General features: G+C 48.7%; 3 protein-coding genes. All 3 read left to right on the forward strand.

Annotation, left to right across the window (positions count from 1 at the left end; translation table 11 throughout):
• Positions 1–433: 433 nt before the first annotated feature.
• Positions 434–11,698 (forward strand): SpvB/TcaC N-terminal domain-containing protein, encoded by an 11,265-nt coding sequence (locus dnm_RS22985; protein WP_207679228.1) that lies wholly within the window; start codon positions 434–436, stop codon positions 11,696–11,698.
• A complete protein-coding gene (locus dnm_RS22990) occupies positions 11,695–12,408 on the forward strand; it encodes a hypothetical protein (protein ID WP_207679229.1) in 714 nt (237 codons plus the stop codon). Before dnm_RS22985 ends, dnm_RS22990 begins: the two co-directional genes overlap by 4 nt.
• Before the next feature lie 1,283 nt (positions 12,409–13,691).
• Entirely contained in the window at positions 13,692–14,468 is a 777-nt protein-coding gene (locus dnm_RS22995; protein ID WP_207679230.1) for a GxxExxY protein, read from the forward strand.
• Positions 14,469–15,244: the final 776 nt, after the last annotated feature.

Below are 15,244 nucleotides of genomic sequence, written 5' to 3' on the forward strand. Positions count from 1 at the left end.
TGCATGGAATCGGCACATTATGAAAGGCGGCCCGTAATCCTTTCCTAACCATAATCCATGTAGATGGTGAGGGCATCATCAGCCTCATCTACATGGATTATGGTTAAGCAGGGATTATTCTGCTCCTCTCCGGGGACTGAGTCGTTCCATGCAACCGGGCTGGCGGGAAGGGTGAGCAGTAATCCTTGCTTAACCATAATCCATGTAGATGATCAAAAAACAAAATTTTTTCATAAGAAAATAATTTTTTTTGTATATAATTAAAGATAAGGGGATGGATAAATTTAGGAACTATTGAATTAAACTATAAAAGAAAGGAACAAAAATGACATACCGACTAATCAGTCTAATGGCGCAGATTATGGCAATCTTTTTCGTTCTTCCCGGAACTGAAAAACTAACCTTTGACAAAACAAACAAAAAGGAGGTCAGTATGAAGCGGCTTGGTTTCTTGGCATTAATTTTACTTATGACTATTGTATTTTCAACAGCGCCGGCTTCTGCCATTTCGATCAAGGTTGAGGAGCCTGTTGACCAGATCACGTCACCTCTGACTGATATAAAAGCAGGTGATCTTTACAATCTTCAATGGCAGTTTGATTCCCAAAGAAACAGCGCAAGGCTGATCTTCGGGCTTCAGTCCGGGGAAGGGGAAACGCCTCTGCTTCGTGTCGATGCGCTGAATCATCAGGGCAATGAGGGCAAGATTGTCACTATTCCCGAAGATACGAAGGGGGATGGGTTCCATTTTGTTGTCTATTCTAAGGGGATAAAGATATATCAGACCGAAAAATTTTCCATTTATGAACCGTCTGAGACGCTGCCAGAATCGGAGGGTGTTCCCGTAACCATATCTTCCACGCCTGACGGGGGCCGTTGGAATGATCCGGATACCTGGGAGGGCGGGGTTGTTCCGAGCGGGGATCATGTCAGCGTAAACATTTACGGGGATGTGGTGATAGATCGGAATATGACCGTGAAAGACCTCACCATCCACGAAGATGGAAGCCTGAGCAATGTTTATCATCGGGTGCTGCAAGTCACAGGGAGTTTTAGCGACAACAACACCGAGACCGGTGACGATTCGTTTATCATAGTTCAGGAGGAGGATGCTCAGGAAGATGATGACACGGTTCTGAACATTCTGAAAAATGCTCCCCATTCGTTGATCACGGAGTCTGCGGAAGCGTCTGCTGTGACGGAAACCGTGGCGAACCTGTTTGACCGGAATGTCCATACTTCCTATGAGGCATCCGGTACCGCCCTGGTGGATGTGAGTCTGGATAAGGTTCAGTCTGTCAGTGAAATCCGGATTTATGGTTCGGCGTCTTATAAGCTGACCGTCCGGGAACAGGTCAATGGTCAGTGGCGGGATGTGGAATCCCTTGAGAATTTGGATTTGAGCGCATTGAGTGATGAATGGCATCACTATGAGCCTGCTCAGACCGTTGAGACGGATGCGCTTCGTTTCCAACTGATTCCCACCGCGGCAATCCCTGAAAATGTTTACGGCATCCGGGAGATTGAGATATGGTCTTCGGGTGAGCATACACCGGTTCAGTCTGGAAACGCGCTGCTGGCTCTGATGGATGCGGGGGTTGATGTTGAGCAGGGCAGGCGCTATCAGGCAGACCCGGAAATGGGCGTCATCGGCCCTGAGGAGGGCCAGTATGCTGATTTTGATCAGGATAATGTGTTTCATTTTGATCTGGCCTATCAGCCAGATCAGATTAAGCGGGCATATCTGAGCTATGATTTGTCAGGACTTGCCCATCAGACCGGTGCGATCCGGAGTGTCAATGATCAGCCTGCCGTGGGCGGCTATGTTATCGAGCACGGTGAAGGCGGAGCGCAGATTGAGGGCATTGCTCCGGTCTGGCTGAACCAGGGGGGAAATGTCATTCGTTTCAAACCCCTTTCCGATGACGAGCGTTATGTGGTGAGCAATGTCCGGGTTGTGATTGAGCTGGATAACGGATCAAACTCTGTCAGTTATGTCAGGAGCAATCAGAGCCGGGATGAGTCGGCTATCGCGAGCGTTTATGACGGAGATATGTCCACGGGTCTGAAACTGGCCCGGCCGGATGATTCGGTTCTCCGTATGGGATGGATGAGAAATCTGTGGCAGAAGTTCTCGGGATCGCAGACGGCCGATGAATCGGTTATCGAACTCGGATTTGACCGCCTGACCGATCTGACCGCGGTGGGGTTCTACGCGACCGCCGGGCTTGAGGGGGAAGTGGGGCTTGCTCTGCAAAAAGAGGGGCAATGGGTTCCGAATTCCGGGGTGATTGAGGGAAAGCGCAAACAGGGGTGGCATTATCTGAATGTTCAGGATGGTGAATATGCTCAGGGTGCCCGGCTTGTTTTTACGGATGCCACAGGGACTGACACTGAAATTCGTGAGGTCAGGGCATTGGGTTCCAATCTGGGAAGCACCGACGCGGCCATGATCACCATCACATATCCGGATAAGGGGCAGTATTTCGGGGATCAGGTTTATGTCCGAGGGTTTGTAAGCCCTGTGAATAACGGTTCGGGGCAGGCTGAACTTTATTTTAAAAATCAGAAGATTGCTCATGTCAATGGTGAGTTTGAGGCCATTATAAAAACAGAAAATACGAGCATTGAACTGACTGCTGTTTATCCTGACGGCGAAACCGTTGCCAGCGTGCTTCCTTTGCTGGAAAACCGCCTGAGCGATGAGATTGAGATTCGTGAAGGGTGTCAGACCTTGGTTGATGAGGAAGACGACGACGAGGATTCGGATGACGAAAATCAGGATGATGACGGGGTTTCCGGCGATGTGAATCTGATTGAGGATGTTTATGTGAGGGCTGACAAGGATCATAAACATGAGTTCAAAAGCGGGGCAAAGCTTGAGGTGGGCAAGGGCGCTCTGAAAAGAACAACAAAGATCAGCATGATGACGCTGCGGGATCGTGATCTGCCGGCTTTGGACGCGGGCATGGTGAACGTGACCGACAAGCACAAGGGATATCGTTTTCTGCCTCACGGCATGAAGTTTGACAAAAAGGTCAAAGTCAGATTGCCTTATAAGAAGGATCTGATTCCCGAAGGCATGGAAGATAAGGATGTCCGAACCTATTTCTTTGATGAGGCTTCGGGGCGATGGGTTCCGCTGGCAAAGGAAAGCTTTGATCCTGACACTGGCGAGGTGGTCAGCGAGACCGATCATTTTACCGATATGATCAACGCGGTGGTACAGGTTCCGGATTCTCCCCAGACCACTTCGTTTAACCCCACACAGATCAAAGATATAAAGGTGGCGAATCCTGCCGCAAAGGTGAATCTGATTGAGCCGCCCCAGGCAAATAACCAGGGAGATGCCCGCCTGAGTTATCCCCTTGAAGTGCCTCCGGGACGCAAGGGGATGCAGCCACAACTGGCTGTTCAGTACAGTTCCGGCGGCGGAAATGGCTGGATGGGGCTGGGCTGGGATCTGCCGGTGCAGATGATCGGTATTGACACTCGCTGGGGCGTTCCCCGGTATGACGCGGGCAAGGAGACCGAAACCTACACATTAAGCGGTCAGCAGCTTACGCCGGTGGCACATCGCAGCGCGCTGGTGGCGCGTACCAGTAATAAAATCTTCCATACCCGTGTGGAAGGCGGGTTTCAGAAGATTATCCGTCACGGGGACAGCCCCAAAGACTACTGGTGGGAGGTGATTGATAAAAACGGAACCCACTCTTTTTATGGCGGTACAGATGCTTACGGCCCGGATGAAAATGCAATCCTGACCGATGATGAGGGGAATATTGCCAAATGGGCATTGTCCCAGGTGCAGGACAGCAACGGCAACACCATTGACTATGAATATGTGCGCCAGCAGGATTCAGGCGTGGGAAGCGGCTCAGGAGGTGTGGCAGGTTATGAACTGTATTTGGCAAACATCTTTTACACGGGCTATGGAAATTCTCCGGGGCCTTACCAAGTGACGTTTCTCCGGGATCGTGATCTCGGTGAGATCAGAAGATCAGATGTCACCATTGATGCCCGGCTCGGGTTCAAGAAAGTGACTGCTGACTTGCTGAGAAAAGCGGAGGTGCGGTATAACGGACAGATGATCCGCAGCTATGAGTTTGTTTACACGGAAGGTGCGTTCAAGAAAACCCTGCTGAAATCCATCATCCAGCTTGATGAGCATGGCGAGGAATTTAACCGGCATGATTTTGAGTATTTTGATGAGGCTCGAAATGCAAACGGCGGGTATCATGGATTTGGCTCGTCTGAGACGTGGAATACCGGCGATGATGATGTCAACGGAGGTCTGGTTTATCACGGAGAGGCCAGCGCAATCGGCGGAACCGGCAGCAACAGTGTCGGCGGACATATGTATGTGGGCATCGCGGTTGGCGGATGTGATAAGAAGTTTTCCATTGGCGGCAAAGTGGGTTATAATCAGAGCAAAAACAAAGGCATCCTGACCTTTAGCGATGTCAATGGCGACGGACTTCCGGACAAGATATTTGGCTATGGCAATGTTTTCCGGCCCAATTTGTCTGGGCCCGGGGGGGCCACAAGGTTTGGCGATCCCATTGGTATCGGGCTTGGCAATATTTCAAGAGAAAAATCAAAGATGTTCTCCTACGGAGCAGAGCTTTATCTGGTCGGGGGCATCGGGATCAACCGCAGCAACTCCTTTACCGAAAGCGACACCTACCTGAGCGATGTGAACGGAGACGGCATTATTGACTTGGTAAAAGGCGGTTCAGTGCGATTCGGGAGGCCCGATGATCCTGAGAAACTGAGACCTGTTCCGTATTATGGTTCTGATTCTTCTGACACTCCTTATCCTGTGGGACCCGGCGCGGTTGACGGCCAGGGACTGCTCGAAGATTTTCAGGATCTGTATGAGGAGATGCTGAAAGCCAGCCCGCTCCATGACACGCTGAGACGCTGGACAGCTCCGTTTGCCGGGCAGATTGCCATCAGCGGCGATATTGCACTGGTTGAGGATACCAGCGAAGAACGTGCGGAATACAGAACAGCCGATGGTGTGAGAGTCGCTATTCAGCATAACAGCAGTGAATTGTGGGCAGCGGAGATAGATGCCACAGATTACAGCGTCAAATCTCCCCAGGGACTTGAAGCGATCACCGTGGAAAAAGGCGACCGGATTTATTTCAGGGTTCAGTCCCGCTTTGACGGCGCTTATGATCAGGTGCGGTGGGATCCGGAAATCGCCTATCTGAATATGGAGCCTGTCACCGACGCGAACGATCTGAATCATTACGTTTATCAGGCAAGTGCGGATTTTATTCCCACCGGCAGGAGCAATATGTCGGTATCCATGCCCATCACCGGGAGTATTCATCTGAGCGGTGATGTGGAGAAACTCGCGGCCACTTCCGATGACATCAGGGTTCTGGTGCTGCTGAATGACGAAGAGGTCTTCAGCCAGACATCCGGCTTTGATCAGATGGAAACCATATCGGTTGATCTGAATCTGGATGTTACTCAGGAAGATCAGTTGAAACTCAAAATTGAGGCAGATTCCCCGATTGATCTGACCCAGATTCGCTGGAAACCCCATCTGGAATACCTCTCTGCCGAAGGTGTCGAGACGGTTTATGATGACCAGGGGAATTCCGTGATCACGTTTGACCCGCCTTATCTCACAGATGTGTATGGAGAAAATGATCTGAACGCTCCCCCTGAGCCATGGATCGCTCCCCGGACTGGCATTTTCACAGTAACATCTTCTGTTACCACCACAGGCATCGCCGGAAGAATGGTATTGACGGCAAAGCGGGTTAATGAGCTCTTGGACAAGGCAACCTTTGATGTGAGCGATGCAGCAGGCACAACCCTCTCCATAGACGTGGCTCAGGGAGATGAAGTCTGGTTCGAGTTGAACACGACCGACCGCGAACTTGCCCAGGGGATCGGCTCCTACCGGATTTCGGTTGATGGAGAAACCGTTCCGAGCGCGCTGAACTTCCCCGGGGAAGAGGGCTTTTTCGGCCAGCCCTTCCGCGGCTGGACTTATGCGGGGTACAAAGGGGACGGGGAACGGGCCGCTCAGGCCATTATCGAGTCTGACCTGGTCATACCTGAGATTGATCAGAGTCAGATTGATGCCAACATGCAGGTCACGGATCCCGATGAACTTGATCCCCAGTTTTCTCCTGAAAAAGCCGATGGCATTCTGTTTTATCCGGATCCCGCGTCTCATCGCTGGAGAGGTTTTGATGACGGAACTTGGGTGGGAGCGGATATTCAGAGCAGCTCCCGGCTCGGCATGGATAATATCTCTGTTCCGAAACCTGAAAACTATGCCGGGGCCAGAGCGGTGAATCGTTTGTCAGAGGGAAAACAGACCGGTGTGTTTGCCGGACTCGGACCTGCCGGTGCGTCCGTCACAAACGGCGAAACCCGGGGGCTTCTCGATTTCATGGATATGAACGGGGACCGTTTCCCGGATGTGGTGAGTGATGGCAGCATTCAATACAGCCCCATGATCGGCGGCCTTGAGGGGAACAGCAGAGCCGTGCCGTCAGGGATACGGAAAAGCGAAACCGAGGCACTGAGCGCGGGGGTGAGCGGAACCGTGGCTCATGTCCGGTACAACAGCAGAGGCAATTCAAAAGGCTCTGGTGAGCAGATGGCTTCTTTCGGTTTGAGCGGCAACTTCGGCAGTTCAAAAGATCAGCGCAACTATGATTATAACGACATCAACGGCGACGGACTGCCGGACAAAGTGTATGATGACGGATCCGCGGCATTAAATCTGGGGTATAAATTTGGCTCTCAGGAATACTGGGGAACTGTCCAGGTGGGTGAGGGCGAAGCTCAGAATCTGAGTCTGGGCGCGTCTTTTAATGACGGGGTTTATGGTTTTGGCGGCGGTGTCGGGATATCGGAGAGCAAAAATGAGGGCAGGGCCGCATGGCTTGATATCAACGGCGATGGTCTGGCCGATTATGTGCGGAAGGGCGGCGGTGTTGCATTGAACACCGGAAACGGTTTTGTATCCATATCTTACCCGGGCGCGGGTGATTTTTCTGAGAATGTGAACACAGACCAGAGCGGGGGGCTTTATTTCACCATCTCAATACCGATTCCCATACCGTTTCTCCCGATATGTATCATCATCAATCCGGGCGCGGAGGTGGCCAAGGGGATCAGCAGGCCTCAGGTCGCGATCATGGACATTGACGGCGACGGATACGCGGATCATCTCACTTCTGAAAAGGACAGTTCCATCAAGGTGCGGCGCAATCTCATCGGCAGAACCAATCTCCTGAAAACAGTGCGGCGGCCTTTGGGCGCAACCATCACCATTGAGTATGAGCGGGACGGGAACACTTATCAGATGCCCCACAGCCGGTGGAATATGACCCGGGTTGATGTTCATGACGGGTTTGCCGGGGATGGCGTGGATACGCTGGTGACAACGTATCAGTATGAAGACGGGTTTTACCATCGTCAGGAACGGGAGTTTTACGGGTATGAGACCGTGACCACCGAGCAGCGCAATGCGGGAGACGGGGATTCCCTTTACCGGAGTACGGTTCAGAATTTTAAGAACCGGAATTATTATGAAAAAGGGCTGCTGATCTCTGAGATCGTTCGGGACGGAGCCGGGAAGAAATATCTTGAGACCACAAACGCCTATCAGTTGCGGGATGTTGACAGCGGGAATCTTCTGACGGGCGAGTTCAAAGAGAGTCTCACGGCAACGGTGTTTCCGGAACTGATCCGCACGGATAAGAAATTCTACGAGGGTCAGACAGAGCCGGGTATCACCACTTATCAGACCTTTGAGTATGATGAACTGGGCAATGTGACGCATTTCTTTGACGCGGCTGATGCGGGGGCCGGGGATGATGTGGAGTCGTTCATCGAATACCACAGCGACTTGGCTCATTATATTGTGGGCAAGGCCAATAAGATCGTTGTCAAGGGCAGCGGAGAGGTGATGCGGCAGCGGAACGCATCTTTTGAGACAGGAACGGGAAATCTCAGGCAGGTGAGTCTGGCTTTGGGAACTGGGACTGCGATCCACGACATGGCTTATGATCAGTATGGCAATATCATCACCCAGACCGGGCCGGCCAATAAGAAAGGTCAGCGGTATGCGATCACTTATACTTATGATGGTCAGGTGCATACTTATCCGGAGCAGGTTCGGGACAGTTTCGGTTATGTTTCGGCAGCCACTTATGATCTGCGCTGGGGAGAAATCACCAGCACCACGGATATCAACGGACAGCAGCTCACCTATCGCTATGACAGCGTGGGGCGGGCTGTGGGGATTACCGGGCCGTACCAGCAGGGCGCGGGGCGGGAGACTTTGAATTTTGCCTATCATCCGGGCGCGGTGGTGCCTTGGGCATTGACACAGCACTTTGATAATTATGACCAGAAAACCGATCCCCTTGAAACTGCACTCTTTGTTGACGGTCTGAAACGGGAAATCCAGACCAAGAAAGACGGTGCGGTCAGTTCGGGGAATGCCAACGCACAGAATATGATGATTGTCTCGGGGCGTGTGATCTTTGACTTTGCGGGCAGGGCCGTTGAACAATATTATCCGATCACGGAATCCCTGGGCCGTCAGGGACAGTTTAATTCGGGTTTTGACAGCGTGCAGCCTACCCGGACAAGCCATGATGTCATGGATCGGGTGCTGGTTATGACTATGCCGGATAATACCAGCGTCAGGTATGCTTACGGTTTTGGAACGGATCGGAATGGCGCGCTCCGGTTTCAGACCAAAGTGACCGATGCGAATCAGATTTCCAAGGTGAATTACAAGGATGTGCGGGAACTGATCACCTCGGTGCAGGAGTTCAACAAGGGCAAGACCTTGTGGACAAGTTACGAATATGACCCCATGAAGCAGATCGTTCAGCTCACGGACAATGCGGGGAATGTCACCTCGGTGCAGTATGACCTGGGCGGACGGCGCACCCATATTGATTCGCCGGATATGGGGCTGACGGAATATGAGTATGATACTGCCTCCAATATGGTGAGGAAGATCACCGCAAATCTGCGGGCCAAGGGGCAGGCCATTGAATATGATTATACTTACAACCGTGTGGATGGGATCCGTTATCCTGAATACACGGAGAACGATGTGTCTTATACTTATGGCGATCCCGGGGCAGGGGATAATCGTGCAGGCAGAATCGTCACGGTAAGCGATGCGTCTGGCAAAGAGGAGCGGTTTTACGGGCCTTTGGGAGAGACGATCAAGACCATTAAGACAGTCACATCCGAAACCCAGGGAAACAGCAACAACTCGCCTGAGGTTTACAAGACGGAATATACTTATGACACTTACAACCGGCTGAGGCAACTGATTTACCCGGATAGCGAGGTTCTGACCTATACCTACAACTCCGGTGGACTGGCTGACTCCGCTTCAGGCATAAAAGGAAAACATACTTACAGGTATCTGCAAAAACTGACTTATGACAAGTTTGAGCAACGGGTCTATATGAAGCAGGGGAATGGTGCGGAAACGACTTATGCTTACAATCCGCTGAATCGGAGGCTTTCGACGCTGAAGGCAAAATCCAATGGCAGGTTTTTTATGAATTTGGCCTATGGATATGACCCGGTGGGCAATGTGCTGAATTTGGATAATCTGGCAAAAGCAAACAAGGCCGGTGACTTCGGCGGTGAGACCCATTACGATTTTGAATATGACGATCTGTATCGCCTGACCGATTCGAGCGGTGATTTCAAGCAAAAGACGGCTGAACATACTTACACGCTCTCCATGAAGTATGACAGCATCCATAACATCGTGAGCAAAGCCCAGCAGCATATCCGCATTACTCCGGCAGGCGAGCGGATTGAGCAGAAGAAGACCACTTATACTTACAAGTATGACTATGGCAGTTCAAAACCCCATGCGCCCACGCACATTGGGGAGAGAACCTTTACTTATGATGCGAATGGAAACCAGACCGGCTGGCAGAGCGATGATGACAATACACAAAGGATTATCTCCTGGGATGAGGAGAACCGCATCCAGCAGATTGAGGATAACGGTCATCTGATGACCTATAAGTATAATGATGCTGGCGAGCGGGTTTTCAAGACGGGACCCCAGGGCGAGATGGTCTATGTGAATCAGTTTTATACGGTAAAAGACCGGGAAAGAGGCACCAAGCATGTGTTTGTGGGAACCAGCAGGATTGTTTCCAAGCTGGTCAAGGGGCAGGAGGATTTCACGACTTCCGCTTCGGACGGCGCTACGGCCCGAAGCTCACGCAGTCCGAGGAAAAAGCCAGATACGCCTCCGGGACAGGAAAACGCTACGGATAAGGGTAACGGCCCTGACAGTAACAGTGCAGGAGGAAATGCGAATCCTTCCGGAGAAGCCAATGGTCTGGAAAATGGGAACAATGGCAAATGTGATCAGAATACCGGTGTGGGCTGTGACGGGGTTAAGGGAGATGATAGCGGCCAAAGTGATACTTCTGATGATACGAATCCGGGTCACAATCCTGATGCGAACCCAGGTCACAATCCTGATGTGAATCCGGGTCACAATCCTGATGCGAACCCAGGTCACAATCCTGATGTGAATCCGGGTCACAATCCTGATGTGAATCCGGGTCACAATCCTGATGTGAATCCCGGCCAGAAGCCCGAGGAGAATCCCGGCCAGAAGCCCGAGGAGAATCCCGGTCAGAAGCCCGATGAGAACCCCGGCCAGAATCCTGAAGATAAACCAGGGAAACCCGAAAAGCCAGGCCCCGACAACTTCGTTTATGAGAAGGATATCTTTTATTACCACCCGAACCATCTTGGCTCGACTGCGTTTGTCACCGATAATAAAGGGAAAATCTATCAGCATCTGGAATACTTCCCCTTTGGCGAAACTTGGATCGAAGAGGTGAGCGACCAGCACCGAGTGCCGTATCTGTTCACGGCCAAGGAACTGGATCGGGAGACGGGGCTTTATTACTTCGGGGCACGGTATTATGATCCTCGGACTAGTGTTTGGCAGAGTTGTGATCCGATTTTGGGGGATTATTTGGATGGGAATCCCAATGGGGGAGTATACACCCCCCTTAACTTAGGAACTTATAGTTATAGCCGCCTCAGTCCAGTGGTATATTTCGATCCTGATGGTAATAGTTGGGGACTGGCTATTAAAATTTGCAAAGTTCTGTGGAAAGCCGGAAGTAAAGGGTTTAATGCGTATGATACTTTTTCGACATACATAGATGCGTATAATACTCTTAAAAGTAGCGACGCAACTTTGTTGCAAAAGTTAGGTGCCGTGGGTAATGCTACATTAGAATTAGGTACGGGATTTAACGCTAAAGATTTTAAACGAGGGTATGAATCTGGAGCAAGTTTAGTTAAGAAGCTTTCTAAAAACTCTGAGAAAGCTGAAAATTTGAAAAGAGGAAGAGCAGCGGAAAAACGAGTTCTTAAAGACCTTGGTTTAGATAAAAATACAAAGAAAGTGAAGACTTCGGAAGGAAGTTCAATTCCTGATTCTTTAACTGATACTGTATCGTTAGAAGTAAAGGATGCCAAAAGCGTCAGTCTTACAAAACAACTAAGAATACAAACCGGAGCAGCGCGAAAAACTGGCAAGCAATCTGTATTGGTAACTGGAACAAAAACCAAAATCAGCAAACCAGCAGAACGTGCTTTCGACCAAATCATAAGAAGGGATGATTTAGGACCACAATGATTGGGATATATGTTAAATCTGGTATGTTGGATAATTTCAGAGATTCGCTTCTATCGTTAGATAAGGAGTTGAAGCCAACATATTTTAATCATCGGGAAAAGGTTGCTTTTAATAAGCTGCTGAAAGATAGAAGAAGTTTTGACAGTTTTTTAAAAGCAAACCCCGATGGTTATTTTCTTTTTTCAGAGTTATGTAGGTATGATTTCATAATTTATCCATCAAATGAGTTTTCTTGTGTGTTTATTGATTTCTACAATAAAGAACTGAATGAAGAATTAGTTTTATCTATTTTTTATTGTGGAATCGGTGATATACATTTTGGTTTCTCATGTCAAATTGATGAGTATAGGTATAGAAATAAAATCTATATCAACTTGGGTGAAAATGATTTAGAGGCTTGGGTTGGAAGGGATTTGTCAAAGTATCTTCCGGGTATTTATTGGCGAACGTTCATATCGAAAGAGGTGTTAAAACAATATAGCATTTCTCCTTCGGCTTTCCCAAAGGAATGTATAGATGATTTGTTTTCAAAAGAATATCTGCTTTTACGAATGTTTGATAACGCTTCTCAATGGAGGGAAAACAGTGATAAGTTAGATGAGCTATGTTCAAAAATAGATGGAATCTTTTCAATTAAATGTGTTAAGGAATTGACAGAAAAAGCTAATAATTATATTGCTCTAACTAATACTTTCGCACAATGGCGTTGAATAAGCGAAACAAGCCCGTAGGTTGGGGTGAGGAACGAACCCCCAACAAAAAAGGGGTTGTAATTTCGCCATCTGCACGGATTGCGTTTATCTACACAGATTGTGTTCATCTACACGGATTATGTTCATCTACACGGATTGTGGTTAAGAAAGGATTACTTTCCACTTCTCAAGCTCTCGATCCTTTGCATATAATCTGAGCCTTCCGAAAGGTGAGCGGTAATCCTTTCTTAACCATAATCCGTGTAGGTGACCGCAATTCGTGTATCTACATGGATTGCGGTTAAGAAAAGGATTACTTTCTACTTCTCAAGCTCTCGATTCTTTGCATATAATCTGAGTCTTCCGAAAGGTGGACAGTAATCCTTTCTTAACCACAATCCGTGTAGATGGGGGCGGTGTTCATCTACACAGATTATGGTTAAGAAGGGATTACTTTCCGCTTCTGAAACTCTCGATTCTTTGCATATAAATCCTTTCTTAACCATAATCCGTGTAGATGGGGGAGGTGTTCATCTACACGGATTGTGGTTAAGAAGGGGATTACTTTCTACTTCTCAAGCTCTCGATCCTTTGCATATAATCCTGAGCCTTCCGAAAGGTGAGCGGTAATCCTTTCTTAACCATAATCCGTGTAGATGAGGGCGGTGCTCATCTACACGGATTATGGTTAAGAAGGGGATTACTTTCTACTTCTCAAGCTCTCGATTCTTTGCATATAATCTGAGCCTTCCGAAAGGTGAACAGTAATCCTTTCTTAACCATAATCCGTGTAGATGGGGGCGGTGGTCATCTACACGGATTGTGGTTAAGAAGGGGATTACTTTCTACTTCTCAAGCTCTCGATCCTTTGCATATAATCCTGAGCCTTCCGAAAGGTGAGCGGTAATCCTTTCTTAACCATAATCCGTGTAGATGAGGGCGGTGGTCATCTACACGGATTATGGTTAAGAAAGGGATTACTTTTCGCTTCTGAAACTCTCGATTCTTTGCATATAATCCGACCCCTTCCGAAAGGTGAACAGTAATCCTTTCTTAACCATAATCCGTGTAGATGACCGCAATCCGTGTATCTACATGGATTGAGGTTAAGAAAAGGATTACTTTCTACTTCTCAAGCTCTCGATTCTTTGCATATAATCTGAGTCTTCCGAAAGGTGGACAGTAATCCTTTCTTAACCACAATCCGTGTAGATAGCCATAATCCGTGTAGATAGCCACAATCCGTGTAGATGAGACCCACAATCCGTGTAGCCCTTAACACACACGAACAGGACTGAAATATGTACGAAGACCTGACCTACACCATCATCGGGTGCTGCTTCAAAGTTCACAACGCACTGAAAAACATCTGGCACGAGGAGATTTACGAAAAGGCTCTTCAGAAGGCACTCCGCTCGGAAGGTCTGAAAGCGGAGCGTCAGCAGGAATTTGACGTTTTTTATTTTGACAAAAACGTGGGACGATATCGGGTGGATTTGCTGGTCGGGGACAAAATCATCATCGAACTCAAAGTCGCTCCCAAAATTCTTCCGCTGCATCAGGCCCAGCTCATCTCATATCTGAAAGGATTTGACAAGCCTCTCGGCATTCTGGCAAATTTCGGAGGCAAATCCGTGGAACACCGGACATTCCCGAACAAGCTGCATCTCAAGACTCCCCTGGAGGACAGATTTGATTTTGACAAACTCCAGATGTCGGGAAAGGAGGAAATCGAGGATTTGTTCATCATGGCGAACCGGATTCTCATAACGCTGGGAGCGGGCTACTTTCATCAGATTTACCGAAGGGCGTTTTATTATGAACTGGAGCAGGCGGGAATTCGCTTTGACACGGCCAAAGAACTTCCGGCCATATATCAGAACGAGACATTAGGCTCAAAGGAAGTCAATTTTTTCATTATCGGTGACATGCTGTTGTCTGTGGTTGCCGTGCGGAAAATGAACGACGTGATTTTTTCCAGATTCCGCAGCCATATCAGCTATCTCGGACTGAGACGGGGACTGATCTTCAATTTCAATTCGCTGCATCTTGATTTTATGTACTTCCGAACGGAATGAACTCATCTGCACGGATTATGTTCATCTACATGGATTGTGGTTAAGAAGGGGATTACTTTCTGCTTTCTTATACTTTTATCCTTTGCATACAATCTGAGCCTTCCGAAAGGTGAGCGGTAATCCTTTCTTAACCATAATCCGTGTAGATGAGGGCGGTGCTCATCTACACGGATTATGGTTAAGAAGGGGATTACTTTCTACTTCTCAAGCTCTCGATCCTTTGCATATAATCTGAGCCTTCCGAAAGGTGAGCGGTAATCCTTTCTTAACCATAATCCGTGTAGATGAGGGCGGTGCTCATCTACACGGATTATGGTTAAGAAGGGGATTACTTTCTACTTCTCAAGCTCTCGATCCTTTGCATATAATCCTGAGCCTTCCGAAAGGTGAGCGGTAATCCTTTCTTAACCATAATCCGTGTAGATGAGGGCGGTGCTCATCTACACGGATTATGGTTAAGAAGGGGATTACTTTCTACTTCTCAAGCTCTCGATCCTTTGCATATAATCTGAGCCTTCCGAAAGGTGAGCGGTAATCCTTTCTTAACCATAATCCGTGTAGGTGACCGCAATTCGTGTATCTACATGGATTGCGGTTAAGAAAAGGATTACTTTCCGCTTCTGAAACTCTCGATTCTTTGCATATAATCTGAGCCTTCCGAAAGGTGAGCAGTAATCCTTTCTTAACCATAATCCGTGTAGATGACCGCAATCCGTGTATCTACATGGATTGAGGTTAAGAAAAGGATTACTTTCTACTTCTCAAGCTCTCGATCC

The sequence above is a fragment of the Desulfonema magnum genome, assembly GCF_017377395.1.
GTDB classification, from domain to species: Bacteria; Desulfobacterota; Desulfobacteria; order Desulfobacterales; family 4be13; genus Desulfonema_C; species Desulfonema_C magnum.